The sequence below is a fragment of the Acetobacter senegalensis genome, assembly GCF_001580995.1.
In the GTDB taxonomy this organism is placed as follows: Bacteria; Pseudomonadota; Alphaproteobacteria; order Acetobacterales; family Acetobacteraceae; genus Acetobacter; species Acetobacter senegalensis.
Map to the genome: position 1 here is coordinate 64,261 of NZ_LHZU01000141.1, position 25,319 is coordinate 89,579.

Here is a 25,319-nt window from a genome sequence, read left to right on the forward strand (position 1 = left end):
TTCCTCTCCCCCTTTCTTCGCTATAAGCCCACCGTAAAACCATGAAAACGCACATATCATTTCTATGATGAAATGGGTTTTCATCGTTTCTCGTGAAACATGCCGCTTCTCTGCCCAGAAAGAAAAAAGCTCTTCCCGGTCCGCATTTTCTCCGTCTCACGCAGGCGTGACGGCTCAAAACGCTTTCTGTCTCCTCTCTATCCTATTCGTGATGCCGGGGGCCGATAGAACGCTCTTCCCGTTCATGACACACAGAATGGTGCAAGAAACGGATACAAGCCCATGACTCTTCCTGCCTCTCAGCCTGAAATGCCATCCACCTCTGCCGAGCAGCTTACACCGGAGGCACGCGCAACCGCCCGGCACGTGGTTGCGGCGTCCTTCCTGGCGTGGATGCTTGATGCGTGTGACTTCTTTCTTGTGCTCTTCACGCTGGACAACGTGGCCCACAGCTTCAGCACATCGCTGGAAAGCGTTCTGCTGGCCCCGACACTCACCTTGATGACGCGTCCTATCGGGGCTTTTCTGTGTGGCCGCGCGGCCGACAAATACGGCCGCAAACCAGTGATGATCATCACCATTCTGGTTTATTCCGTTATTGAAGTGCTCTCCGCTTTCTCTCCCACATTATGGATATTCCTGCTGCTGCGCGCCCTGTTCGGCATCGCTCTGGGCGGTGAATGGGGCGTTGGAACATCCCTGATCATGGAAAGCGTACCCGCATCATGGCGCGGCACAGCGTCTGGCATCCTACAGGCGGGCTATCCCGCCGGGTATCTTCTGGCCTCCATTCTCTTTCTTACGCTGCCACTGATAGGCTGGCGCGGCTTGTTCGTTCTGGGAGGAAGCGCCGTTTTCTCCGCGCTCTATATCTGGATCCGTGTGCCGGAAAGCCCGGACTGGCTGGCCCGCCAGAAAGCACCCGCCAGCACCGTCCAGGCTCATCAGGGGCTTGGGTCGATTATGCGCCAGAACGCGGCCCTTTGCGTTTTTGCCGTTACTTTGATGGCGGGCTTCAATTTCATGAGCCACGGCTCACAAGATCTGTATCCCAAGGTCTTTCTGGCGCTGGAGCGGCATATCGCGCCCCCTTCCATCACCCTGATTGTGGTGCTGTATAATGTGGCGGCCATTGCGGGTGGCCTCTTTTTTGGCTTTCTGTCCCAGCGTATCGGGCGGCAATATGCCATTGCCCTTGCCGCTTTGCTGACCATTCCGCTGCTGCCCCTGTGGACCTTACCGCAATCCGCCATCTGGCTGGCTGTCGGAGCAATGTGTATCCAGTTCTGCATTCAGGGGGCCTGGGGCGTAGTGCCCGCTTATCTCAGCGAACTTTCCCCAGCCTCCGTACGGGCCACTTTCCCGGGCCTTGCCTACCAATGTGGCAATCTGCTGGCCGCCAGCAATGCCCTGCTGCAAACAGAAATTGGCCGTATTCTAGGCCGGGGCCTGGCCCCAGCCCTGATGCTCACAGTAGGCATGGCCGCATTAGCCGTGCTCGTGCTCACACTTCTGAACGCCAAGCTCCACCCGCAGACACGAACTGAAATGTAAGGCCGAACCCTATCCCCTAAAATCGTCCTCTCTTTCTCCTCATCGGAAGGAGAAAGAGAGGCCTTGAAGCCAATATCGCAAACCGCGTTGTTTAGACCTTAAAAACCGCAGGAAATCCGGCCACCAATAAAGCGTGGCTCACCCGGAATATAGAAATACGTTGTGGTGGCCTGACCGCCACTTTCAGCGTAACGCCGATCAAGAATATTACGGGCGTATAGGGTCGCTTCCCACTTGCCGGAGGCAGGCCGAAAAGTGACATGCGCCCCTAGCAGAAAGTAAGGTGGCAGACGGTAGAAACCTGTTCCACCCGGAGTTATGGCCTGACTGCCGCGATAGAGCCAATCTGGCCCGAAATCCAGAGAATACGCATGGGCGATCGGCTGCCGCCAATCTGCCGATCCGTTCAAGGTCAATTTCGGCTGGCCATTATCCACACCGGCAAAATTGTCGTTAATGGCTTTCCATACACCATGCTGCGCGTAGTAAGCGTTGGTCTTGGCACGGTTGACGGTTGGGAAATTCTGAAAATTGCCCCGTTGCCAGCCAATATTCTGCGTTACAAACAGATGGCTGAACGGATGCGCTTCTATGGTCCCTTCAAACCCCCAGCTTTCAGATTTCGGCGCATTGGTAATTTCGCTCAACGGCCCGTAATTGGGGATCAGCACCGTGCCCAGAATCTGCTGATTGTGAAAATCATTGTAAAACGCTGCCCCATTTATACGCAGGCGGTTGGGAACAGGATCTGCCTTGAACCCGGCCTCATACGTCAACACAGTTTCGGGCTTGAACGGATCAAGCTGCGCCTGAATCTGCGTATTGTTGGCCGTAAACCCACCGGGTTTGAAGCCCTTGCTCATCTTGTAATACAGCAGCGCATGCTGGGTCATTTGCCAGGACACGCCAACCTGCCCGGCAAACTGGTTGGAGGCCGTGCTTTCTGCATGAAAATTCTGTGTGGCCCCACCAAATATCTGCGATTGCAGACCAGTAATGGACCGATCATCCAACTCATGCAGCAATCCGGCCCAGATAGTCACACCATGCGGCAACCGATAACTGAGATGCCCGAATTCAGAAACGCTTTCCTGATTCATGCCAAAACTGGTGGCCATCATGTAACCGCGGGCTGAATAGTCCGTATAGTCAAAGAAAAACCGCTGGTTCATGCGGGTGCGCTGGTAATAGGCTCCCACTACCCATTGCAACCTGTCGTCAGGATGCGAATTGCTCAACCGCACTTCCTGCGTGAAACTGTTGGCATCGATGGTGCGATAGGTATCTGCCTGAGACTGGGCCGTGCCGTCCTGATCTGTATATTCCCCTTCACGCTCGGTTTCGAATGCACTGATAGATGTGAATGTCACCGGCCCGAAATCATGGGCAATATGAAGATCCGCCCCCCAGAACTGATTGTGCTCACTGGGCTTAATTCCAGCCTTCCGCCCGATCAGTCTGGCAAATTCAGGGCGGGAGGACCATTCGGCCTCCTTCCAGGACCCCATTTGCGGCAGGGGCTGTGTGCCAATCAGCCGGTGCACGGGCACACTTGTTACAACCTGACTGTTATCCTGCACAAAGTGGCCACCCAGCAGAATGGTCGTGTGACTATTCGGCTTCCACTGCAGCTTGCCCCGTAACGCCCACAGATCTGCATCGCCCAGATGGTCCCCATTCAGGGGGTTGGTCTGCCACCCCCCTCCATGGCGGGTCTGCCCAGCCAGACGGAAGCTCAACCCCCTAGCCAACGGACCAGACACATAAGCCTCACTCCGGCTCCGGGCATAAGAGGCTATGTCCTGCGAAGCCCCATAATGCCAGACATCCGTCGGGTCATTGGTATGCAGATGCACCTCTCCCCCGGTGTCAGACTGCCCATGCTCGGTGCCGACAGGACCGGGCGTGACCGTTGCTCCCGCCAGGTCAAACATCTGCCCGTTGGACATGGTGGAATAGGGATACGCTACATCATCAATATAGGTCAGAACCGGACCCATATTATTCTGTGTGAAGTCATTGAACCCGGCCCCACGCAGATAGAAATTATTGGAGGCCGTGCCGTTGACGCTTTGCATGGTCAGATTGGGAGCTACACGCTCCAACCCGCGCAAGGTCACAACATCCCGTTCCCTCAGGCGCGTCGCGGTAATGCGGGTTGTGGCATCTGCTACGTGCTGGGCCTCAGGATAGGCAAAATCATGCCGCCGCGCACTGACATCCACATCCGTGGTCTGAGCAGACACAACCGGACCGCCATGCCTCCTTACCGACCGTGCACCCGAATGCGACGTCAGCCCCCCTACACCGCGCAGCGCTCCGTCACCCGCAGCACTCCGCGATGAAGGCGCTCCTGCGCTTTGTGAAGAAGCACCATCCCGTGACCGATGAACAGGGGCCGAAAAACCGCGTGTCCTCTCAGCCCCGCCGGAAAGAGCAGAGGTTTTTTCCGCTACAGGTGCAGCCTGCTCAGCCGTCGGAGTGCCAGCCTGCACCGGCGCTTCTGCTGCCAACGTGAAGGGCGAGGCAGCCAGCAGCCCAAAAGGCAGGAGTCCCGCCACTGTCAGCGCCGAACTGAACGCCCATGTTCTGCGGCCCTGCATTGGCCTCACCCTGCCGTCACTCTTAAAATCCCGGTGAAAAATCCGACTGCTCCCGCATCTTGTGAAAAGCGTGAGGAGCATTTCCATGCCATGCATGCGCGACAGAAGCACCGCCATCGCCGATGCCTGCCGGAAACCCCGGCTCCCGCCCTCTTTTACAGACCACCAGCCCTATGCAGGCTGGATGGCTTTCCTATGAAGGGAGAGGTTCTGGTCTGGCAACCCTCAAGCGCGCCAAAATGAAATTTTCCACCCTCTGCGTGGGGCGAAATACACACTCTCACCTGAAAACCGCCTGAAACCGACTGCCAAAGCAATGTCAGACTTATGGTATTTCAACCCATGGTCTTTTCATCTTGCCCAAAGCGAGGCCGCAGGGTGGCATATTCACTCTCCCAGAGAGGCCTCCATTTGGTCATCCTCTGGAAGCTGGCGTCTCACATCATCCTTCAATACCCGCGATCAGGATCATAAAGAAGTGGCAGATCCTGCCCCTGTTCCAGCGCCTGAATAACAGAAACACTATAGCGCGCCCGGGCTGCACGGGAGGCCTCTGAAGCCACATGCGGGGTAATCAGCACACCCGGCTGCTGCCAAAGCGGTGATGTTTCCGGCAATGGCTCCGTCGGAAACACATCCAACACTGCGCCGTGCAGGGTGTTATCCTGCAACGCGCGCAAAAGATCCGCTTCCACCACCAGGGCACCTCGCCCTACATTGATAAAGCCTGATGGTTTTTTAAGCTGGGCCAGCACATCATACGTAATAATACCGCGTGTTTCTGCCGTCTCAGGCAGCAGGCACACCAAGATATCACACGCGCGCAAAAAGGCAGGCAGTCCCTCCTGCCCGGAATAGCATGTCACCCCATCAATCCGTTTTTCATGCCGCGCCCAGCCTGAAACCTGAAAACCCGCCTGCACCAGCCGTTGGGCGACATGCGCGCCCAAGCTACCCAACCCCATAACGCCCACACGGGTTTTGGTGGAAAGCCGCGTGGGTGGCGTGCCACGCCGCGCCCATTTTCTCTCCTGTTGCGCCACATGCCACCGTGGGGCTTCCCGCAGCAGGGAAAACACGGCCCATTGCACATAATCCGCCATCTGGGTGGCAGTTTCCTCACCTCCCATGCGGATGATGGGGAGATGACGTGGCCAGGCTGGGTCCGCTGTAATATGGTCCACCCCCACGGCAACGCTCAGCACCGCCTTCAGGTTAGGCATCTGCGCCAATCGTCCGGGGTCGGGTTCCCACACAAGCGCATATTGCACCGCTGCCAAATCAAGATGCGGATCATACCAGTCCCGTACATCCAGTTGCGGCATGAACTCGGCAAACAGGGCCTTCCATTCCGGAAAGACAGCCCGTCCTCCCGCCTTGATTGCCAGACACACCATGCCTTCAAGCCTCCCTTAAATTATCCAGAAACAGATCGGCGCATCCACTTGCCCTGCCACAGCGTCTTTCACGCCCATGCCGACAGACCGATTATATCCACCCTGAAAATCCGCGCCCCACTGTCACAGAAAAAAAACCAGCCATGAGCCTTCAAGGAATAACATTGCACTGGCTCCCACAAAAGCACCCTCCCTCACACCGGCACACCTTGTTTTTCCTTAATAAAGGGTGACCTTCCGACGCTAAAAATCATTCCGGTGGGATAGTCATTCTGGGCTGGGCATGCTTAACCTACAGTCACCTAAAGAACGGTATCTAAAGAACTAACGGGGAAAGAGGACATCATTTTATCTTTCCCGGCATTTATTTGGAGAAACATCAACAGATGCTTAAGCATAATAATAAAATGTCACGTCGGGCCGGACTTCTTCTGTCTGCCGCCATCGGCCTGACCAGCGTATCAGTCGTCACTCATGCTCACACCGCACAGGCCGCAGCGCCTGTTACTGCACCGGCTGCGGTTCCGCCCGCTTCCTTTGGCGCATGGGGTGTTGATCTCGCTGGCCGCGATACATCCGTCAAACCGGGTGATGACTTTTTCCGCTATGCCAATGGCACCTATCTGGACAATCTGACCATCCCGTCAGACATGACCAGCTATGGCCCGTTCAACGCACTGGCTGAGCTCTCCCGCCAGCGTGTGCAGACCATTCTGAATGAACTGTCCGCGCACCCGGTCAAGCATCCCTCCACCATCGAAGAAAAGCTTGGCACCTATTATGCTTCTTTCATGGATGAAAAATCCGTGGAAAAACAGGGCACCAAACCCCTGAAGGGTGATCTGGAAACCATCCGCAAAATGCGTGACGCCAAGGCTTTTGCCACCGTTGCGGGTGCGGCTTCAGCCAACTTCGGGACCTCTCCTTTCTCTCTGGGCATCAACCCGGATGCCAAAGACCCCACCCATTACGCCCTGAACATTGATCAGGATGGGCTTGGGCTTCCTGACCGCGATTATTACCTGAAGCCGGAATTTGCAGCAAAGAAGGCAGCGTACCAGACCTACATCACCAAGGCGCTGACGCTTATCAACTGGCCGCAGCCGGATCAGGCTGCCGCAGCCATTGTTGCGTTTGAAACCAAGCTGGCTGAAACCCACTGGGCACGTGCAGACCTGCGCAACCCGGAAAAAACCTACAACCCCATGACCGTGGCAGATCTGGTTAAAGCCGCACCCGGTTTTGACTGGACCACGTGGCTGACCGCCGCCGGCCTGCCTGCAGAAGGGCTTGAAAACCGTACGGTTATTGTGGGTGAACCCTCCGCCATTACCGGCGGCGCAGCCCTGCTGGCCAATGCCGATGTCGGGCTTCTACAGGCATGGGAAGCCTTCCATACGGTAGAAAACGCCACCAGCAACCTGCCGGACGCTTTTGTGCAGGCCCGCTTTGAATTCTCCAAGGCGCTGACAGGCCAGCCAGCCCTTCCGGCCCGCTGGAAGCGCGGTGTGCAGGCGACAAGCTCCGCCATGGGCATGGCATTGGGCAAGGTGTATGTGGAACGCTACTTCCCCGCAGAAAACCGTACCGCCATGCAGAAACTGACAGGCGACCTGAAAGATGCCTTCCGCATCCGCCTGCAGCACAACACATGGATGAGCAAGCCCACGCGTGAAGCGGCCCTGCGCAAGCTGGAAAACTTTGAGGTGCAGGTTGGCTACCCCAGCGAATGGCGTGATTATTCCGACCTCGCCGTGAAAAAGGGAGATGTGTACGGCAACGCCAAAAACGGAATCCGGTTTGAATGGAACTACTGGCTGGCCCGCCTGGACAAGCCAGTTGACCGGAACGAATGGGACATGACACCCCAGACCGTGAACGCCTACAACAACCCGCTGTTTGATCAGGTTGTGTTCCCGGCAGCCATTCTGCAGCCGCCGTTCTTCAACGCCAAGGCAGACATGGCTGTGAACTACGGGGCCATTGGTGGCGTAATTGGTCATGAAATGACCCATTCGTTTGATGATGAAGGCCGTAAGTTTGACGAACATGGCCGCCTGCGTGACTGGTGGACCAAAGCTGACGCAGACCGTTTCCAGAAACTGGCTGACCGCCTCGGTGCTCAGTATGATGCGTTTGAGGTCCTGCCGGGCGTGCATGTAAACGGCAAGCTGACCATGGGCGAAAACATTGCCGATCTCGGTGGCCTGACACTGGCGCTTGACGCCTACCATGCCTCCCTGAACGGACAGCCTGCTCCGGTGATTGATGGCCTGACGGGCGATCAGCGCGTATTCCTTGGCTGGGCGCAGGTATGGCGGGAAAAACTGCGTGATGACACCGTCAAGCAACTGGTGGTGACAGATCCGCACTCCCCGCCGCAGGCCCGCGTGAACATTCCCATGCACAATCTGGACGCTTGGTACAAGGCATGGAATGTGAAAGCTGGTGAAAAGCTGTATCTGTCCCCGAAACAGCGCGTTAAAATCTGGTAATAAATCCGGTTTTACACTTTGGATGGAAAAGAGCGAGAGTCTGCGGGTTACCGCCGCTCTTTTCCCTTCCAGAACGGACTTTCAAGTCCCTCTCATGGCTCGCCTTGTGCGGGCCATGCTTGTTTCAGGGCCGTCTCTCCGCTAACCAAGGCCCGCATGGTCGCGCGCACTGCGCTGAAGCGGCCGCGAGGACCGATTTGTGGTCGCCGCTCCCTGTTCACGGTAACGAGCCCCCGATGACCGACGCGCCCCATACGCCCCGACGCCCAGCCAGCCCTGTTTCTTGCGCAAAACCAGCCGCAAATATCTCGGCAGCAATGGCTCCTCTCAGCCTCCCCACTCCTGACGGCTCTCCGGCGGCTTCTCCGATGACATCCTCCAAAACTAATGCTCCCGTACCCAGCCACGTTAAACAGCAGGTAAGGGGCGTGGAACATATGGCTCACGATGCTGCCATCACTCCGTCGCCTTCCTCCGCGTTCAAGCCGAAACGTCGCCGTGTGGTGCAAGGGCTGGGAACCAGTATGGCGGCGCTCTCGCTCGGTGGACTGGCAACGCAAACGGCTGAAGCAGCCTCTTCTGAACAGTCACCCGCCGCTACAGCGCAGCATCAGGAAGCTGGCACCTCAGCACGCTTTTTCACCGCTGCCGAGTTCGCCTTTCTGACGGCCGCCTGTGAACGGCTGTTCCCGGAAGATGATATGGGGCCGGGTGCCACCATGCTTGGGGTACCAGACTTTATTGAAGGCCAGATGAACACCCCTTGGGGCCGTGGCGAAAAATGGTTCATGAGCGGCCCGCACCGTACCGGCCCCGACAATCTGGGTTATCAGCTCCCTTACAGCCCTCGGCAAATCTACCGCATAGGTATTGCCGGAACGCAGGCCTGGGTGCGCCAGCAGCATAACGCCCCATTTGAAAGCCTGCCTTCCACCACGCAGGACGCTATCCTGACGGCTCTTGAACACAACGCCACCCAGTTTGACGCCCTGCCCGCCAGCGCCTTTTTTGAGCAGCTTCGTTCTGACACGATTGAAGGCGCGTTTGCAGACCCCATCCATGGAGGCAATCGTCACATGGGCGGTTGGAAAATGATGGGCTTCCCCGGTGCCCGCGCCGATTACATGGATTGGGTAGACCGGTACGAAACCCCATACCCTTATGGCCCGGTTTCCATCAGCGGGGAGACAGGCTGAACCCATGGCAGAAAAAACTCTCCCCCCTGTAGATGCCGTTGTGGTGGGTGCTGGCTGGGCTGGCAGCATCATGGCCAAGGAACTCTGTGAAGCAGGCCTTTCCGTGGTGATGCTGGAACGCGGCGGCCGACGCTCCACCGCCAAAGATGGCGCCTATCCTGCCTCCATTGATGAACTGGAAGGTGCTACCCGGTACAAGCTGTTCCAGAACCCTGCGCAGACCACCGTGACGGTCCGCAACAGGTTGGATCAGGAAGCCCTGCCTTACCGCCGCCTGGCCGCCTTTCTGCCCGGTGAAGGCGTAGGTGGCGCAGGCCTGCATTGGACGGGTGTGCATTTCCGCGCCATGCCGCAGGATTTGCGCCTACGGAGCCATATTACTGAACGCTATGGCAAGACGTTCATTCCTGATGGCATGAACCTGCAGGATTACGGCGTAACATATGAAGAACTTGAGCCCTTCTTTGACCGTGCGGAAAAAGTATTTGGCACATCGGGCGAAGCCTACACCGTAGACGGAAAGGTGGTCGGCAAAGGCAACCCGTTTGCACCGGATCGGTCAGATGATTTCCCGCTTCCGCCCCTGCGGGATGTTTATACCGCCCATCTGTTCCGCAAGGCCGCGACCGAGGCCGGGTTTCACCCCTACGCCATGCCTGCGGCCAATGCATCCCACCCCTATACAAACCCGTATGGGGCCCAGATGGGGCCGTGCAATTTCTGCGGCTATTGCTCGGATTATGCGTGCTACATGTACGCCAAGGCCTCGCCGAATGTGAACATCCTGCCCGCCCTGCGACAGCACGCCAACTTCACGCTGCGCAGCAACGCGCATGTGCTGAAAGTGCTTCTGGATTCCACAGGCAAGAAAGCAACTGGCGTTGTGTATCAGGATGCGGAAGGCAACCACATTACCCAACCTGCAGGACTGGTTATTCTGGCGGCCTTCCAGTTCCATAACGTGCATCTGATGCTGCTGTCAGGTATTGGAAAACCCTATGATCCGCACAGCAATTCCGGCACGGTAGGACGCAACTTCACGTATCAGAACATCACCAACACCACGGTGCTGATGCCCCCCACCCGCAGCACGGACCAGTTCATCGGCTCGGCGGGCGGTGTGGCAATTGATGATTTCAACTGTGATAACTTCGATCACGGGCCGCTGGGCTTTATTGGCGGTTCACCGCTATGGGTCAATCAGGCGGGCGTTAAACCTATTGCCGGAGCCAAAGCCACTTTTCCCGGTGCTCCACGATGGGGCAGCGCATGGAAAAAACAGGCCGTTGACACCTATCGCCATGCCTTCACCATCAATGCGCAGGGCTCCAACATGGCCTACCGCGATGTGTATCTGGACCTTGATCCCACCTGGACCAATGTTTACGGCCAGCCGCTTCTGCGCATGACGTTTGACTGGAAAGACAACGATATCCGCATGAACCGCCACGTTGTCAGCAAGCTGGATGGCGTGGTCAAAGCCCTTGGCGCGCGTGATGTGCACTACAGCATGCGCGAACCGGGCAAACCGTTTGACGTGCGTGACTATCAGACAACCCATCTCTGCGGCGGGGCCGTCATGGGGGATGACCCCAACACGTCCGCCCTGAACCGCTACCTGCAAAGCTGGGATGTGCCGAACGTGTTTGTGGTAGGAGCCAACGCCTTCCCGCAGGGTATGGGCTATAATCCTACGGGGCTGGTCGCCGCCTTGGCCTACTGGTCCGCTCATCATATCCGCACGCAATGGCTGAAGGGCAATGGCGGCCCGTTGGTGACGCCATGATTGGGTCCCCCCACGCTACGGCGTCCCTGTTTGAGCGCGCCATGAGGAAATGGTCCTCCCTCACGATGCTGACATACGGCATGGCGGCACTCGGGGTGGGGCTTCTCCCTCTCTCCATGGTGACTTCTTCAGCGTGGGGCGCGCCATCTGCTTCTGATGCACCGGCTACCGGCACCACCCGACCAGAAGACCCGCAGACCCATCCTGTCCAACAAACCGAGTCACAACAGGCGGCATCACCTGCCGCTGCCAGACAGGAGCCCACTGCGCCAGAAACACCACGCACCGCGCAGGACTGGAGCGAACGGGGCCGTTACGTGGCGGCTGCAGCGGACTGCGCAGCCTGCCATACAGCACCGCAGGGCACGGCCTATGCTGGGGGCTATGCGTTCGAACTGCCCATTGGCACGCTTTATGCCTCCAACATCACACCAGATAAGACGCATGGCATCGGGAACTGGACGGAAGCACAGTTTATCCGCGCTGTACGGGAAGGCATCCGCCCGGACGGCGCCAGCCTGTATCCAGCCATGCCTTATCCATCCTATGCCCGCATGACGGATGACGATCTACACGCATTGTATGTGTATTTCATGCAAGGCGTGCAGCCCGTGGCGCAGCCGGTACAGGCCAATGCCATTCCGTGGCCGCTTTCCATGCGCTTCCCCCTGACGCTCTGGCGCTGGGCATTTGCACCATCACCGGAAGCAGCCCGTCACGCCACAACCCGGCCGTTTGCCGATGCAGAACTGGCCCGCGGTGCGTATCTGGTAGAAGGGCCGGGCCATTGCGGGGCTTGCCACACACAACGCGGCATCGCCATGCAGGAAGAAGCTCTGACCGCACAGGATGGCCCGCGTTATCTGGCCGGCGGCAAGGCCGTAGATGGTTGGACTCCGCCCTCCCTGCGGGGCGAGCCCCGCACGGGGCTTGGCACGTGGAGCGTGGCGGATATCACCACCTTCCTGAAGACAGGCCGTAACGCGCGGGGCAGCGCTTTTGGGAATATGGACAGTGCCGTGCATCATGGCACGCAATACCTATCCGATGCTGATCTGACAGCCATGGCCCGCTACCTGAAAACCCTGCCTGCCGCCACGCCCCGACAAACCGACTGGAAACGCAGTGGCGCCGCCACCAAGGCGCTGCAATCGGGAGGGCAACTGACATCAGGGCAGAGAGTGTATCTGGATAATTGCGCTGCCTGCCATCGTTCCAATGGCGCGGGGTATCCCAGCACCTTTCCCCCTCTGGCTGATAATCCCGTGGTCATGAACCCGGCAGCAGACTCGATCATTCATATCATTCTGACGGGTGCTACCCTTCAGGGCACGCAAAGCGCTCCTTCCGCCTTCACCATGCCCGGCTTTGCTGGCCGCCTGACCGATACGCAGATTGCCGCTGTTGCCACCTTCATCCGTCACGCCTGGGGAAACAATGCGCCTGCTGTTACGGATGTAGACGTGCGTCACATGCGCGCCCGCCTGAGCCCGGCCAGAACACAGGTTGCCCCGCCCAGCCCGGTTCAGCCTGCGGAAAAACAGGCGGCGCTTCCCTCCCCGTTGCAGCCAGCCTCATCCGGGGGAAAAGGGCAAAACCCTGAAAAGGCCGATCACCTGCCTGCGGAAAAAGCACCACAGCCAGCATCTTTCCCACCCAACAGCAGTTCTGATACAGCGCACTCTCCTTATTCCGGCGGAAGCGAAACGGAATAACAAGTTCAGGCTGGAAACAATGCTCAAGCAATGGCACACTAAGAGAAGTAACTGGCCCAAACACAGCCCTGTCCGGGCAGAGGAGAGAACGGGCACTTCATGAAGGCTATGCTCAGTCGCTCTTCACGCCGGACAGAAGCACAGGAACCCCGTCTGGTTCCGCCCTCTCCGGCTGGAGCCGCGCCTCCCACTTCAGGGCCTACCCCCCTTTCCGACAGCAGTCGTGAGAGCCTGAAGCCCTCTGCGTGGCCCATTGCCCGTCCGAACAACTACAAACGGGTAAAAGGCACCTCCACGCCGCTTATCCGTAAGGAAGTCTATGCCGAGCCCACGCTCGGCCCGGTGCTGACGGGTTCCCTGTTTGCACATTTTGCTCTTCTTACAGCCCTGCTGTGGCAGGCCACCCACCACCAGCCACACGGCACGCCAGATGGCGCGCAGCCTTCCCCTGTAGAAATGGTCTTTGCACAGCCACAAGCCACCAGCGGCATGGTTGGCCCACAGTCCCCTGATGCCGGAGCAGGGAATTCGGGCAAAAACCCCAGCGCTGCCGGTCAGGCCGAACCGTCTCCGGCGGAAGCTGCACCCGGCCCGGCCGTGCCGTCCGAAGACACACCGACCGCTCCGCCCTTGCCCAAATCGGATGACGGCCTGCCCAAACCCACGCCGGAAGAGCAGAAAACGGTCAAACCTGCGCATCCGCCTTCTGGCCACAAACCGCAGGCCAACGCCAAGCCGCGCCCTGTTCCGCGCAGCAAGCCCCAGCCACACGCCAACCGCCATGCGGCATCGCCCTTTGATAACCCGATGGACCTCTCCTTCAACGAGGCCCCGGCCCCACCCCGGCATCGTCACGGCAGGCCAGGTGGATCAGGTGGTCCGATTGATCTTTCCGTCGGCCCGGTGGTGGAAAACGGGCAGATCAACGCGCACTATACCTCGCGCGCCTCCGTACGCGGCGTGAGCGACGATTACGGGCAGGAAATCAACGCGTGGATCATGCGCCACATGTATTATCCGGAAGAAGCCGCCCGAAATGGGGAAGAAGGCCCCTCCTCCGTGCATGTCGTGCTGGATCGTACGGGGCGCGTGAAGTCTGTTTATCAGACCGGCTCCTCAGGCTCCTATTATCTGGACGCTGCCACATCCGGCATGTTCCACGGAGCGCAGTTGCCCCCAGTTCCACCGGACATGAAGGGCAACCATTTCGATATTGACCTGACGATCAACTACATCCTGATCCGGCACTGATAACACCAGAAACGGGGAAGCAGCCGGATAATCTTATCATGATATCCCGCTGCCTTCTCTGCCTTCCCCTTATACTGCGGCAGGCGTCAGCAGGCCTTTTTCAAGAGCCTTGGTAAAATGGTCCCAATCCGTTTTTGTCTGAACAGCGTAGGCCGCGGAAAAACCGGCAATGCCATCCGCAAAGGCCCGACCTTTGCCAATATAGCCAGCAATCGCGGCAACATCGCCCGACCGAGCATGAGCACGGGCCAGAACCCGCCCACACAGGCGCGCATAGTCGGATAACCCTTCCTGCGCAAAGTCCGCGCCAATTGCAGCCAGCCGCGCATCTTTTACCCACCTGACGTAAAATTCCAGATCCGCGCCATTCAACGCTGCGGCTGGCGAGGCCTGCGGTTGAGAGGGCTCCGTGGGCGCATCATTGGCGTCACTGCGCGTCCATCCCAGAAAGGCATCAGACACAGCCTGCATGATCCGCTGCCCTGTCACCACCCGTTCGCCCTGATTGAAAAATGGCGGGTATGGGGAGGAAACAAACGGGGCCAGAACGGATTGCTGTGCCTCCTTGATCTGAAGCAGAAGCACGTCTCCATCCGGGGTGGCAAACAGGCCTATAGCGCAGAACGTGCCAACACTACCCACCCCCACCACCTTGAAGATGACATCCTTGAGGCTGTAGCGATTGAGCAGGCAAAGCCGCTCAGGTGGCTGGCTTGCGCAGTAACGGGCAAATGCATGGCGCACGGCGGCTTCCTGCGCAGGAAGCCGCACAACCAACGGCGGATGCTCCCGCAGGCTGGGGGCGCCGCTATCATCCGCAACAAGCCCGAAATGCCGGCTTGCGCTCTCCAACCTCTTGGCAAGCGTCGCCTCTATCCGGGCGCGGACCTTCCGGTCCCCAAAATGGGCCACGGCGGTGGTCAGATCAACGCGGTCCAGCCAGACCTGAAGCGGCGTGAGCGCGGCCAGGCGCGCCATTTCCGCCCCGTATGTCAGCGCCATGTCCTCAGCAAGTGCGCCCGCCACCTTTGCGGACAAGCCCGTTTCTTCTCCCGCAAGCACCAGCGATGTGCCAAGCCGTTTGACATCCCACTCAAATGGAGCTGGCAGGGTTTCATCAAAATCATTGATATCAAAAACCGGCAGCCCCTCGGGCGAGGCATAACTGCCGAAATTGGCCAGATGGCAGTCTCCGCAGGCCTGCACCATCAACCCGGTTGCTGGCGTATGGGCGAGGTCTTGCGCCATAACCGCAGCCGCACCGCGCAGGAATGCAAACGGAGACACCTTCATCCGCTCGTAGCGAACCGGAAGAAGGCTGGCGATCCGGTGCTTGCCCTGCTCTGTAAGGATGGTGACAGGGTCCTTCCGGTCTATCGGCACCGCCCATTCGGCCTGTGCCGCCCGGCGCACCGCTTGCCGGAGGGCTGCCCCGTGGGCGTAACGTTCAGCCCGTGTCAGGGCAGAATGGGGAGGAGAAGCCGCACCCGGAGCGGTTGAGATATGGTCAATCATGGCTCCTTATAACAGGAGCCAGCCTTGATCGGGCACACCGGAAGAAAAAATGTCTCTTTAAAGAGAGGGCCCTTTCTGCAGGACGGATTTGAGACTTTCCATCCGGCTGGCGATATCCCGGTAATTCAGCGCCTTTTCAACATGCTTGAGGTGCATGTCCATCAGCCTGACAGCTTCCATAGGCTCGCCGGCTTCCAGCGCATCAATAATCTGACTGTGTTCATCACAGGATTCATGCGCATCGTGAGAAGACTGATACAGGGCGGCAATCAGCACGGTTCTGGTCGTCAGGTCCTGCAAGATGGACCCTAGCACCGGGTTGCCGATGGTTTCCGCCAGACAGACATGAAAATGCCCCAGCAGATAACTGCGCTGTGCACGGTCATCTTCCTCCAGCGCCCGCTGCTCATTCCTTACATGCTCGCGCAGGATGGCTATTTTTTCCGGCGTTACGTGATCCGCCGTGGCCAGCATGCCCACCTCCAGCGCCCGACGGGCATTGATGGTGTTTCTGGCTTCCTCCACCGTTGGTTCGATCACAAACCACCCGCGGCGCGGCATGACTTCCACAATGCCCCGTGCCTGCAAACGGATCATGGCTTCCCGCACAAGAGTGCGGGAGACCTTGAAAATCTCGGACAGTTCCTTCTCGCCAAGCCGTTCACCGGGCGCGATGTATCCAGAGAGCGCCGCATAGACAATGCGGTTCTCAATCACATGAGGCTGGTGGTGCGAAGCGGGTTCTGAAGACTCGGTCATACCAATTTATGGCCCCGTTTTCAGGGTTTAGACAAGCCTGCTGCGTGGCTGTGCCTTCATGCCATCAGAAAAGCCTGCTCCATCCGTTTCTGATAAGTCTCTGTTTTTCCATGTAAAGAGATTTCGCAGCGGATTGCACGCCGGAAAGGCCGTCTTTTTTATTGCTCAATCAGATCATTTCGCTTGTATGCAAGAAATAATTGCAGTTATGTTACGTTTCATAAGGTTCTTGTATGCAAGGTGTTCACCATGGCTGAGAGAGGCAGAAAGCATCCCGTTGAGCATCATGATGCCCAACACGCCAACGCTATGGGTCTGTCATTGTGAAAGCCTTTTTTCCCATGCGCTCCCTATTCCTGCAGATTGTGGTCATGACAGTGCTCGGTGTGCTTGCAGGCGTATTCACGCCGCACGCCGCTCAGCATTTCAAGCTGCTGAGTGATGTCTTCCTCAAACTGATCTCCATGATTGTCTCTCCGCTTGTTTTCTGCGTGATTGTGCAGGGCATGCAGGGGGCAGGCACCATCCGTACGGTCGGGCGGCTGGGCAGCAAGGCGCTTCTGTATTTTGAGGCCATGACAACTGTGGCGTTAGGTGTGGGGCTGCTGGCTGCCGTTACCCTGCATCCCGGAACAGGCCTATCCCTGCCGCAGCAGGATCTTTCTCAAGCCGCCCAGCAGGCACATCAGCAAGCCTCTGCCCTGAAGACAGGCGGCGTAGATGCGTTCATTCTGCACCTTATCCCCAAAAACCCTGCTGATGCCTTTGTACATAATGATGTCATGCAGGTGCTGGTTTTTGCGCTCATCTTCGGGTGCGCCCTGCTCCTCGCCGGGGAACAGGCAGCCCCCGTGACACGCCTTGTTCAGGCGCTCAGCACCATCTTCTTCCGTATCATGGGTATTATCGTGCGCTTTGCTCCTCTGGGGGTGTTTGGGGGCATCAGCTACACCATCAGCCATTACGGTCTTGGCTCTATCGAGCCTCTGCTCCGCTTCCTGTTTGTCTATTTTCTGGCTGTCATTCTGTTTGTTGGGCTGATACTGGGCGGCCTGCTACGCTGGTATTGCGGCGTCAATATCATCTCTCTGCTGCTCTATCTGCGTGAAGAAATGAGCATCGTGCTGGCCACAACGTCGTCTGATGCTGTTCTCCCCCAGATCATGCAGAAGCTGATTGATATGGGCGTGGGCCGCAAAACGGTGGGGATTGTCATTCCCGCCGGTTATTCCTTCAATCTTGATGCGCTCTCCATTTACCTGGGCCTTTCCATTCTTTTTCTGGCACAGGTTGCGCAGGTTACGCTGAGCTGGCCCCAGTTGCTTCTGGTGATTGGCATGGCACTCATAACATCCAAGGGGGCTCATGGCGTACCGGGGGTGGCAATTGTCATTCTTGCCGCCACTGTGTCTCTGGTTCCTGAAATTCCTACCGTTGGCCTTGTGCTTCTGGTGTCTGTGGACTGGTTTGTGGGAATTGCCCGCGCCTTTGGCAATATTGTGGGCAATTGCGCCGCCGCCATTGTGGTCGCAACATGGGAAAAAGACATAGACCTACAGCATGTTCGCAAAACGCTGGCCCATGCGTCTACCTCAGAAAACACCAGACGAACCAACACGCATACTCTGAAAAACATCCCTAACGACGATATCGGGGGAGAATGAGATGTAACGCTTCCGCGCCCCCATCCTTTCCCCACCCGTTCTGTTTTCCCCTGAGGTTGACGATGTCTCTTCGTGCGCCAACGCCCAAGCTTTGCCTGAAACTTGTTCTCTCCTGCACCTGTCTGAATGCCATTCCGCTTTTTGAAACAATGGCGGCCACAACGCCTTCGCATCATGCTGCGCCCCGCACCGTGCAGGCAAGCACGCACCATGCAGGCCCCACGGCCAGAAAACCCACCCACGCACGCCGCAACACCGGGCCGCTCACCGCGTCTCAGGGCGAAGATGTGCAGGTCAGCATTCATCGTGATCCTTTCCGCAATCAGCAGCATGTGCCTGATTCCGCCACCCGCCTGACCGGCAAGGATTTGCAGGAACGCAACGTACGGCAGATGACTGATCTGATCCGCGTTGCACCCAACCTCACCGTCCAGCCCTCTAACGGATCGGCCGGGCTGAACTTTGCCCTGCGCGGCGTAGGTATGGCGGACCTGACCCAGAACAACCTGCCCTCCGTGATGCCGTATGTGGATGATGTGGCCATGCCCATCAGCATCATGACCTCCGGCATCATGTTTGATATGGACAATGTCACCGTCAACCCTGGCCAATCCGGCCTGACACATGGGCAGGTCACAACCGGCGGGGAAATCAACTTCCATACCGCAGACCCTACCCGCACTTTCCATGCTGGCATTACAGAAGATATTGCCAGCTATGGCCGCAACCGGGTTGAAGGTTATCTGTCCGGCCCCATTGGCAAATCACTCTCCTATCGTATCTCCGGCCAATCCCTTACCGGCGGCGGTTTTCAGCACAACACGCAAGGCAAAGGTTTTGGCAATGCGGATCTGGGCGCCTTACGGGGCAAGCTGCGCTGGCAGATAGATGATACCACCCGGTTGGATATTGGCGGTCACTGGACAAGTGACCAGTCCGATGCACCGGCAGGCGCCATCATGACCAACAGCTACGGCATTCCCACCAACCAGAATGACATCATGGCCACCAACTGGGGGCTAAGCCAGCAATTTGCCAACGCCATTGGTATCAGCGCCAGCAATCAGAAACCACGGGAAGACAATCTGTTCTGGGGCGCAAATGTCCGCTTCACCAAGGATTTCTCATGGGGAAGACTGACCACTGTCAGCGCTTATGAAAGCATGGACGAACATGAACTGTCAGACCAGACCAACACAGTTGGGGCCTATGGCAACATGTACCGCAACAATCAGACCAACTTCTTCTCGCAGGAAGTAAAACTGGCATCCAACAACATGGCAGACCGCCTGCAATGGGCTGTTGGCATGTATTACAACCGCGGCAGAACCAATTCCAATTTCTGGTATGACATGTCAGACCGTTATGCCTCCACAGATAACGGGCTGTATTTCTACAAAACGGCATACGGCCAGAACCAGCAAACCTTCAACCAATATGCACAGGTTTCCTACCGGCTGATCAAGGGCTTGCGTCTGATTGGCGCTATCAGCCATGAATCTGATGATCGCCAGTTGCTCAATCTGGTTGGCACAACCTATAGCGGGGCCAAAGCCACAACGTCCACCGTATTTGGCTCAAGCGGTGCGCTGGCCAACCAGTTCTCAGGCCGGGTTGGGCTGGAATATCAGGTAACACCGCATATCCTCACCTATGTTGACTTCCGCCGTGGCTTTAAGCCCGGTGGGTTCTCTGCCAACATGACCAGCGTGCCCGAACAGCTTAAACCCTTCAAACCGGAACAGGTTCTGACCTATGAAGGCGGTTTCAAAACCTCTTTCCTGAACGACAAACTCCGCTTCAATGCGGCCGGTTTTTATTATGATTATCGGGACCAGCAACTTCTTGGCAGTATTGTGGTGCCTGTTTATGGCGTGCAAGGCGCATATGTTAACGCCCCACGGTCCTATATTTACGGTGCGGAATTCAACGCCCAGATCCGCCCATTCCGTGGCCTGACACTGACCCAGAACTTTGGCTACCAGCACGGTGTTTACAGCCAGTTTCAGGGCGTGGACCGTTCCGCAACCACAGCCCATTATAACCAGACTGGCCAGTGGTCGGCTTTCTATACCAACTATAACGGCGTCGATATGGGGCTGGCCAATCTGACCCTCAGCGGTTCCGCCATGTATACATGGAAGGTTCTGCGTGACTATCAGATGACGTTTGACGTGGACTACAGCTATCGCGGTGCACAAACACAGCCGCAATATATTGGGCTTGGCGGTTATTACCGTGCGCCCGCCTATTTTCTTGTCAACAGCTTCCTGACCTTTGCATCACCCAAACAGCATTGGTCCGTCACCGTGTATGCGCAGAATCTGGCGGATCGTCGTTACTGGCTGTCTGGCGGCACACAGTCCACTTTCTACTCCGTTATTCCCGGAAACCCGCGCTTTGTGGGGGCTAAACTGAACTTTACTTACTGATATTTTTGGGAAAGCCAGCGTTCACTGATCTGATTTTTCAGGAAAAAACGTCTAACGGCTTCACCAGATACACCAAAAGGCGTCCGACGAAGAGGACGCCTTTTTTTATTATGCTCATATCAGGATACTATTTTCACGATCCCTACAAATATATTTTCTATTCCGCCCTATTTACTCTCCCTTTCTCAAACAACACGTAAATCACATCCAAAAAGGCATCATGTTTTATTTTCACATGACCGTATTAAGTCAATACACGGTACAGGCCATGACATCTCCAAGCATAGATCAATGCTATTCCTGTCGTAAGCCGCCCTTATTCAGGCTCGCTCCTGCCAAAATTTATAGACAGGTTCCGGCACATACAGAAGGTTACGTGCGCGGGTACACGCCACATAGAGAAGGTTGATTTCCTGATCACACTCTTCCACACGCCGAAGAAGCTTCTCCTTCTGGCGGGCCAAGAACTTTTCAGAAAGGTCTTCCTGCTCCTCCAGTTTCAACAGACGCGCCAAGGCACGCTCCCGCCGGGCAGCCCATTCTGAAGGCGCTTGAAAATCATCCAGCATAATAACGGTGTCAAACTCGCGGCCCTTGGCTTTATGCGTCGTTGAGCAGACAAGGCTGACATCGTCCGGGCTTTCACGGTGCAATGCCTGAATGGCCTTCACCTTCGTATCCAGATCATGATTATGCCTGTCTATAATAGTAAAAAGCCGCTTGGCGGTTGGGTCCGCATTTTCACCATCCTTGGCGGCAAGCAGTTCCTTCCATGATCCAAATGGCAGCGCGCCTTCCGTCCCTCTGGCCATAGGGTTGGTGTGGCGCCGGTATAACGTCAGCGCTGCCCGAATTTCCTGCATCATATCCTGCACACCGCCCAGAACATGAAAAGGCGTCTGGATGTTTACAAGGCTTTCAAACAGGCGCGCATTGGTACGTGCCAGAACCAGCGTATTCCGCGCAGGACGGATTTTCCCGGTATAATGACGGATTGTGCTCGGCTGCGCCGGGTTTCCGCGTAGCCGATGCCGCGCTGGTCTGGAATGCTGGGCCAAGGTCGCGTTTGAAAGGCGGGCTATGTCCTCCCCAAACCGCCAGCTTTGCGTTAAAGGCAATTCCTGCACCTTCAGCGCCCCCATGGCATCTATAGCTCCCCGGAACGCATAAATGGACTGATGCGGGTCCCCCACCGCCACAACAGGCAAACCGGATTTTTCCAGAATGGAGAACAGCACAGGGTTCAGATCCTGCGCTTCATCCACCATGATATAGTCATAGCCCGTGATTTTGCGGTCCATTTCAAACCGCTTGAGATACACATCATGCGTTATAGGAAAGGTGGTGTTTTCAAACCGAATAATATATTTGAAAGCCTGCGCCACAAAAGTGCGGATAGCGCGGTTCCGTTTGGCATCCTTTTCCGGGCAGTGGGCCTGCGTCAGTTTGGTGCCCCCACTGATGAGAAAAGCCGTCAGTGTTTTCAGCACCGTCTCCGCACTTCCGGCGGGGGCGATCATCCGCAGTTCCTGTTCAAGCTGCCTGATATGCCGGGTCGTGTAGCGCGGAATGATGCGCTCGCGCTCCAAGGCACGAATATTCAGGTCCTGATAAGCATAACTATGGGCGGTACGGGCCTCAATATGCCGCGGAAACCGGCTACGGGCCTCGCGTGCAATGGCACTGTTGAAGGCCAGATAGAGCCCTTTATGTCCCGCCCATTTTTCACTGAACAGCACCAGCGTGGTTGTCTTGCCACACCCGGCTCCGGCCACCACCTTGAAACTGCTTGTGGGGCTCTTGGCCAGAATTGCCAACTGCTCGGGTGTACATGCACTCATTCACCATACTCATCTCTACGTACCAACGCTGGGGCCTTGTAACCCAGATTGCGAAATGAGGGAGGTTTATTTGTAACATAATGTGTGGGTGGGAAAATCGAAGTAAAACGATCCACGCTGCAAGAGTGCCGAAGTCAGCAAAAAGTCAGGTATGAGGCTTGGAATATGCCGGAGGGCTTTCTGGACCTTTCCCGTCAGTTTTACGCCATCAACCGTAGCTGTCATGGGCCGGTATACGGCAAGAAACGTCCCTACTCCCGTAGTTGTCAGAGCCCTGAAAGATGTTGCCTGTTTTTGTTCTTCTGGAGAAAAATACGGCACATGCTCAAAAAATAAAGCGTCACCAATATTACCGCTATCCAAGTATGCATAGCGCACCGACTGATCTGAAACGACAGGAAAAACCAGATATGCCGAGTTTGCAGACGGATCACTCGAAAGAAGCATTGGCCTGTGACAATCATACTCCGCTGCCGGGCCGAAAGTCACCCCAGTATCGGTCATATGAAAATGAGGAAACTGTTTTAAAATCTGCAAGCCAAGAATTGTCTTTTTCGCCGTCGTTGTCTGAAAAATGACATTATGAAAAACAGTTTTCCCAATCGTCAGATTATCCACCACAACAAGCGGACCAGTATCTGATCGACCTTCAGCATCAAAAGAGTTAGATACTTTTCCAATACTCTTAAACCCGCCTGATTTAAGATACTCGTTTGGCAATATACTGATAAATACCCCTGTATCCAGAACGGCATCGACCTTTTGCTGATTGATCAATACCGGTACAACCGGATTGATACCAGGCACGGCTTTTCTTTGTAAGGTTTTTACGTAATCCACATGGTTAACGGGTGCCCAATCAACAGAAGGCGTTGGTAAATCTTCTGTCGGGACATTGAGGGTAATATGATCCATATTTATAAATTTTAGTGATGGAATAAGGAGGAAGTCCCTTAAAGGCTTCTCATATTTTCCTTGCAGACCATGCAAGGCTACAAGCCAGTCTTTCCATGATCCAGCCAACCCAGCATTTCCAGCCTTTAGAATCTCCGCATACATAACAAGCGGTTCAAGATCACGGAGCCCTCCCTCGCGCTCCAGATACGCCACCATACGGTTTGCCTGTTTGTCCGATTGTGTAAAGTCGCCCTGCATGCGTGCAAGCACTGATGCAGCCAGTAACGACCAAAAGGGAGTTTGGCTCGCCAGCATTGTCTGCACCGCGCGCGGGTCCCCCTCATGCATCCCTTGAACAATACCCGCCTTATCCCCCATACCCAACGTTACACTTCCATCGGGGTTGTGTCTTATGGTCCGCGTGAACTCTGGTGAAATTGTCTGAGCCTCTGCCGCGACCGAAACCGCCATCCATAGACACCCGACACCAAGCGCTTTCCAAGCAGGCATTCTTGAAAAATAACGATACATCATAATAATAGACAATCCAGAATTAAAAATACACTTTTAACTTAATTCAATCATAGAATTGATTCTATAAAATACACATCCAATTACCACAAATTTTATACCTTGGGTTTTTAGATGTAGCTGGACCAACACTCTTGCCCCTTGCACACGATCGCCTACCGCGGCTTAATTCCAATTACAAAAAGGAAGACTCTGATCAGTCCGGTAAGGAGTAGAATGGCTCACACAAACATGGCGGCCCTTCGTGAAGCCGCTGGCACAAACTTTGAAGCGTTTACTTCGGCCGATGCCGCTGTGGATCAGCTCTGCGCCCTTTACAAAAACAGCACACAACGCCTGCATACCCAGTTTGCGGCGCGGCGGGGGTGCCCTCCGCATGAAGCCACATACCCCTGTCTGGCTTTGGAATTGCCCGCGGGAACTGCCATCAAAGGGCGTCCCCCGTTTGATGTGATGCTGGAGCCGGGGTTTTATTGCTCCACCATCACGCAACCCGCCCTATTCCGGGATTATCTGCGCGAACAGATCGGCCTGCTTCTGCACCACTATGGCCAGCCTGTTCTGGTTGGCTGTTCACACCGGCCTGTGCCGCTGCCTTACGTCATGGAAGACGCCGTAACCGGCCTGACAGAGACAGATCTGCGGCTGCTGCAAGAACAGTTTGTGCTGCCTGATCTCCATTACACGGATGACAGCATCGCCAATTGTGAATTGCTGCCAGACTCCAGCCGCCCACGGCCTCTGGCGCTCTTCACGGCAGAACGCACGGACTACTCCCTGGCACGGCTGCATCATTATACGGGCACCAAACCGCGCCACTTCCAGCGCTTTATTCTGCTGACCAACTACCAACGCTATGTAGACACCTTCCGCGATTACGCACGCATGCAGGTCGATGATCCGAACAGCCCCTACACTGCCTATGTCGAACCAGGAGAACAGATCTACACCGGGCCGGACAGCGCGGAAACGTTCACGCCGCTTACCAGCCTGCCACAGATGCCCGCCTACCATCTGTGTCGCCCGGATGGGGATGGCATTACACTGGTCAATATTGGGGTTGGCCCCTCCAACGCCAAAACCATTACAGACCATCTGGCCGTTCTGCGCCCCCATTGCTGGATCATGGTCGGCCATTGCGCGGGCCTGCGCCGCTCCCAGATTCTAGGGGATTATGTGCTGGCCCACGGCTATGTTCGGGACGACCACGTGCTGGACGACGATCTCCCGCCATGGGTGCCTGTCCCCCCTATTGCCGAAGTTCAGGTGGCCATGCAGGAAGCCACCGCCCGCATCACCGGCCTGCACGAGTCGGAAATCAAGACTCGCCTGCGCACCGGCACGGTCATGACCACGGACAACCGGAATTGGGAACTGCGGCTGCGTCAGCTCTTCACACAGATCAACATGAGCCGCGCCATAGCGGTGGACATGGAATCCGCCACCATTGCGGCCAATGGCTTCCGCTTTCGCGTGCCATACGGCACCTTGCTCTGCGTTTCAGACAAGCCTCTTCACGGAGAACTGAAGCTGCGCGGCATGGCAAATGCGTTTTATCGTGAGAGAGTGAGCCAGCACCTGATGGTCGGCATTGAAACCATGCATATGTTGCGTGAGGAAGGCGTTGCCCGCCTGCATTCACGCAAACTGCGCGGGTTTGATGAGCCCCCGTTCCGGTAATGG

General features: G+C 56.5%; 15 protein-coding genes. 9 read left to right on the top strand and 6 right to left on the bottom strand.

Annotated elements, in window-relative coordinates:
• The first annotated feature begins 309 nt into the window (after positions 1–309).
• On the top strand, positions 310–1,554 hold the full coding sequence (locus tag AD948_RS13120; protein ID WP_061472329.1) for an MFS transporter: 1,245 nt from the start codon (positions 310–312) through the stop codon (positions 1,552–1,554).
• 98 nt (positions 1,555–1,652) lie between these two features.
• Here the strand turns inward: AD948_RS13120 and AD948_RS13125 are convergent, their stop codons facing one another.
• Both AD948_RS13125 and AD948_RS13130 read right to left on the bottom strand, forming a co-directional pair.
• Positions 1,653–4,157, bottom strand: coding sequence for a TonB-dependent receptor (locus AD948_RS13125; RefSeq protein ID WP_061472330.1), 2,505 nt, complete (start codon positions 4,155–4,157; stop codon positions 1,653–1,655).
• A gap of 449 nt (positions 4,158–4,606) precedes the next feature.
• Positions 4,607–5,554 (bottom strand): 2-hydroxyacid dehydrogenase, encoded by a 948-nt coding sequence (locus tag AD948_RS13130; RefSeq protein ID WP_061472306.1) that lies wholly within the window; start codon positions 5,552–5,554, stop codon positions 4,607–4,609.
• 386 nt (positions 5,555–5,940) lie between these two features.
• On the opposite strand from AD948_RS13130, the gene AD948_RS13135 reads away from it, so the two are divergent.
• From AD948_RS13135 to AD948_RS13155, 5 genes are all read left to right on the top strand, one after another.
• Complete coding sequence (locus AD948_RS13135) at positions 5,941–8,049, top strand: M13 family metallopeptidase (protein WP_061472307.1); 2,109 nt, start codon at positions 5,941–5,943, stop codon at positions 8,047–8,049.
• A gap of 437 nt (positions 8,050–8,486) precedes the next feature.
• Positions 8,487–9,245 carry a gluconate 2-dehydrogenase subunit 3 family protein gene (locus tag AD948_RS13140; RefSeq protein ID WP_248846026.1) on the top strand — a complete coding sequence of 253 codons (759 nt, stop codon included), beginning with the start codon at positions 8,487–8,489 and terminating at the stop codon, positions 9,243–9,245.
• 4 nt (positions 9,246–9,249) lie between these two features.
• Positions 9,250–11,031 carry a GMC family oxidoreductase gene (locus tag AD948_RS13145; RefSeq protein ID WP_061472308.1) on the top strand — a complete coding sequence of 594 codons (1,782 nt, stop codon included), beginning with the start codon at positions 9,250–9,252 and terminating at the stop codon, positions 11,029–11,031.
• Positions 11,028–12,746 (top strand): c-type cytochrome, encoded by a 1,719-nt coding sequence (locus AD948_RS13150; RefSeq protein WP_248846027.1) that lies wholly within the window; start codon positions 11,028–11,030, stop codon positions 12,744–12,746. The genes AD948_RS13145 and AD948_RS13150 overlap by 4 nt, the downstream gene beginning before the upstream one ends.
• Positions 12,747–12,845: 99 nt before the next feature.
• Positions 12,846–13,997 (top strand): energy transducer TonB, encoded by a 1,152-nt coding sequence (locus AD948_RS13155; protein WP_061472309.1) that lies wholly within the window; start codon positions 12,846–12,848, stop codon positions 13,995–13,997.
• A 69-nt stretch (positions 13,998–14,066) separates the two neighbouring features.
• On the opposite strand, the gene AD948_RS13160 is transcribed toward AD948_RS13155, so the two are convergent.
• Positions 14,067–15,512 carry a DUF2252 domain-containing protein gene (locus AD948_RS13160; protein WP_061472310.1) on the bottom strand — a complete coding sequence of 482 codons (1,446 nt, stop codon included), beginning with the start codon at positions 15,510–15,512 and terminating at the stop codon, positions 14,067–14,069.
• A 57-nt stretch (positions 15,513–15,569) separates the two neighbouring features.
• Complete coding sequence (locus tag AD948_RS13165) at positions 15,570–16,271, bottom strand: GntR family transcriptional regulator (protein WP_006558087.1); 702 nt, start codon at positions 16,269–16,271, stop codon at positions 15,570–15,572.
• Positions 16,272–16,612: 341 nt separating this feature from the next.
• Between AD948_RS13165 and AD948_RS13170 the strand changes: the two genes are divergently transcribed.
• Positions 16,613–17,935 (top strand): cation:dicarboxylate symporter family transporter, encoded by a 1,323-nt coding sequence (locus AD948_RS13170; protein ID WP_061472311.1) that lies wholly within the window; start codon positions 16,613–16,615, stop codon positions 17,933–17,935.
• Positions 17,936–17,997: 62 nt separating this feature from the next.
• Entirely contained in the window at positions 17,998–20,367 is a 2,370-nt protein-coding gene (locus tag AD948_RS13175) for a TonB-dependent receptor (RefSeq protein ID WP_061472312.1), read from the top strand.
• A gap of 320 nt (positions 20,368–20,687) precedes the next feature.
• Here the strand turns inward: AD948_RS13175 and AD948_RS13180 are convergent, their stop codons facing one another.
• On the bottom strand, positions 20,688–22,208 hold the full coding sequence (locus tag AD948_RS13180; protein WP_061472313.1) for a UvrD-helicase domain-containing protein: 1,521 nt from the start codon (positions 22,206–22,208) through the stop codon (positions 20,688–20,690).
• Positions 22,209–22,274: 66 nt separating this feature from the next.
• A complete protein-coding gene (locus tag AD948_RS13185) occupies positions 22,275–23,639 on the bottom strand; it encodes an aspartyl protease family protein (RefSeq protein ID WP_082782449.1) in 1,365 nt (454 codons plus the stop codon).
• Positions 23,640–23,852: 213 nt separating this feature from the next.
• Between AD948_RS13185 and AD948_RS13190 the strand changes: the two genes are divergently transcribed.
• The gene (locus AD948_RS13190; RefSeq protein WP_061472315.1) at positions 23,853–25,316 is read left to right on the top strand and encodes an AMP nucleosidase; all 1,464 of its coding nucleotides are present in this window, start codon (positions 23,853–23,855) and stop codon (positions 25,314–25,316) included.
• Positions 25,317–25,319 lie beyond the last annotated feature (3 nt).

Bases quoted from the DNA above. Each gene is read 5' to 3' on its own strand.
- AD948_RS13120 (WP_061472329.1), top strand. From the start codon at position 310: ATGCCATCCACCTCTGCCGAGCAGCTTACACCGGAGGCACGCGCAACC.
- AD948_RS13125 (WP_061472330.1), bottom strand. From the start codon at position 4,157: ATGCAGGGCCGCAGAACATGGGCGTTCAGTTCGGCGCTGACAGTGGCG.
- AD948_RS13130 (WP_061472306.1), bottom strand. From the start codon at position 5,554: ATGGTGTGTCTGGCAATCAAGGCGGGAGGACGGGCTGTCTTTCCGGAA.
- AD948_RS13135 (WP_061472307.1), top strand. From the start codon at position 5,941: ATGCTTAAGCATAATAATAAAATGTCACGTCGGGCCGGACTTCTTCTG.
- AD948_RS13140 (WP_248846026.1), top strand. From the start codon at position 8,487: ATGGCTCACGATGCTGCCATCACTCCGTCGCCTTCCTCCGCGTTCAAG.
- AD948_RS13145 (WP_061472308.1), top strand. From the start codon at position 9,250: ATGGCAGAAAAAACTCTCCCCCCTGTAGATGCCGTTGTGGTGGGTGCT.
- AD948_RS13150 (WP_248846027.1), top strand. From the start codon at position 11,028: ATGATTGGGTCCCCCCACGCTACGGCGTCCCTGTTTGAGCGCGCCATG.
- AD948_RS13155 (WP_061472309.1), top strand. From the start codon at position 12,846: ATGAAGGCTATGCTCAGTCGCTCTTCACGCCGGACAGAAGCACAGGAA.
- AD948_RS13160 (WP_061472310.1), bottom strand. From the start codon at position 15,512: ATGATTGACCATATCTCAACCGCTCCGGGTGCGGCTTCTCCTCCCCAT.
- AD948_RS13165 (WP_006558087.1), bottom strand. From the start codon at position 16,271: ATGACCGAGTCTTCAGAACCCGCTTCGCACCACCAGCCTCATGTGATT.
- AD948_RS13170 (WP_061472311.1), top strand. From the start codon at position 16,613: ATGCGCTCCCTATTCCTGCAGATTGTGGTCATGACAGTGCTCGGTGTG.
- AD948_RS13175 (WP_061472312.1), top strand. From the start codon at position 17,998: ATGTCTCTTCGTGCGCCAACGCCCAAGCTTTGCCTGAAACTTGTTCTC.
- AD948_RS13180 (WP_061472313.1), bottom strand. From the start codon at position 22,208: ATGAGTGCATGTACACCCGAGCAGTTGGCAATTCTGGCCAAGAGCCCC.
- AD948_RS13185 (WP_082782449.1), bottom strand. From the start codon at position 23,639: ATGATGTATCGTTATTTTTCAAGAATGCCTGCTTGGAAAGCGCTTGGT.
- AD948_RS13190 (WP_061472315.1), top strand. From the start codon at position 23,853: ATGGCTCACACAAACATGGCGGCCCTTCGTGAAGCCGCTGGCACAAAC.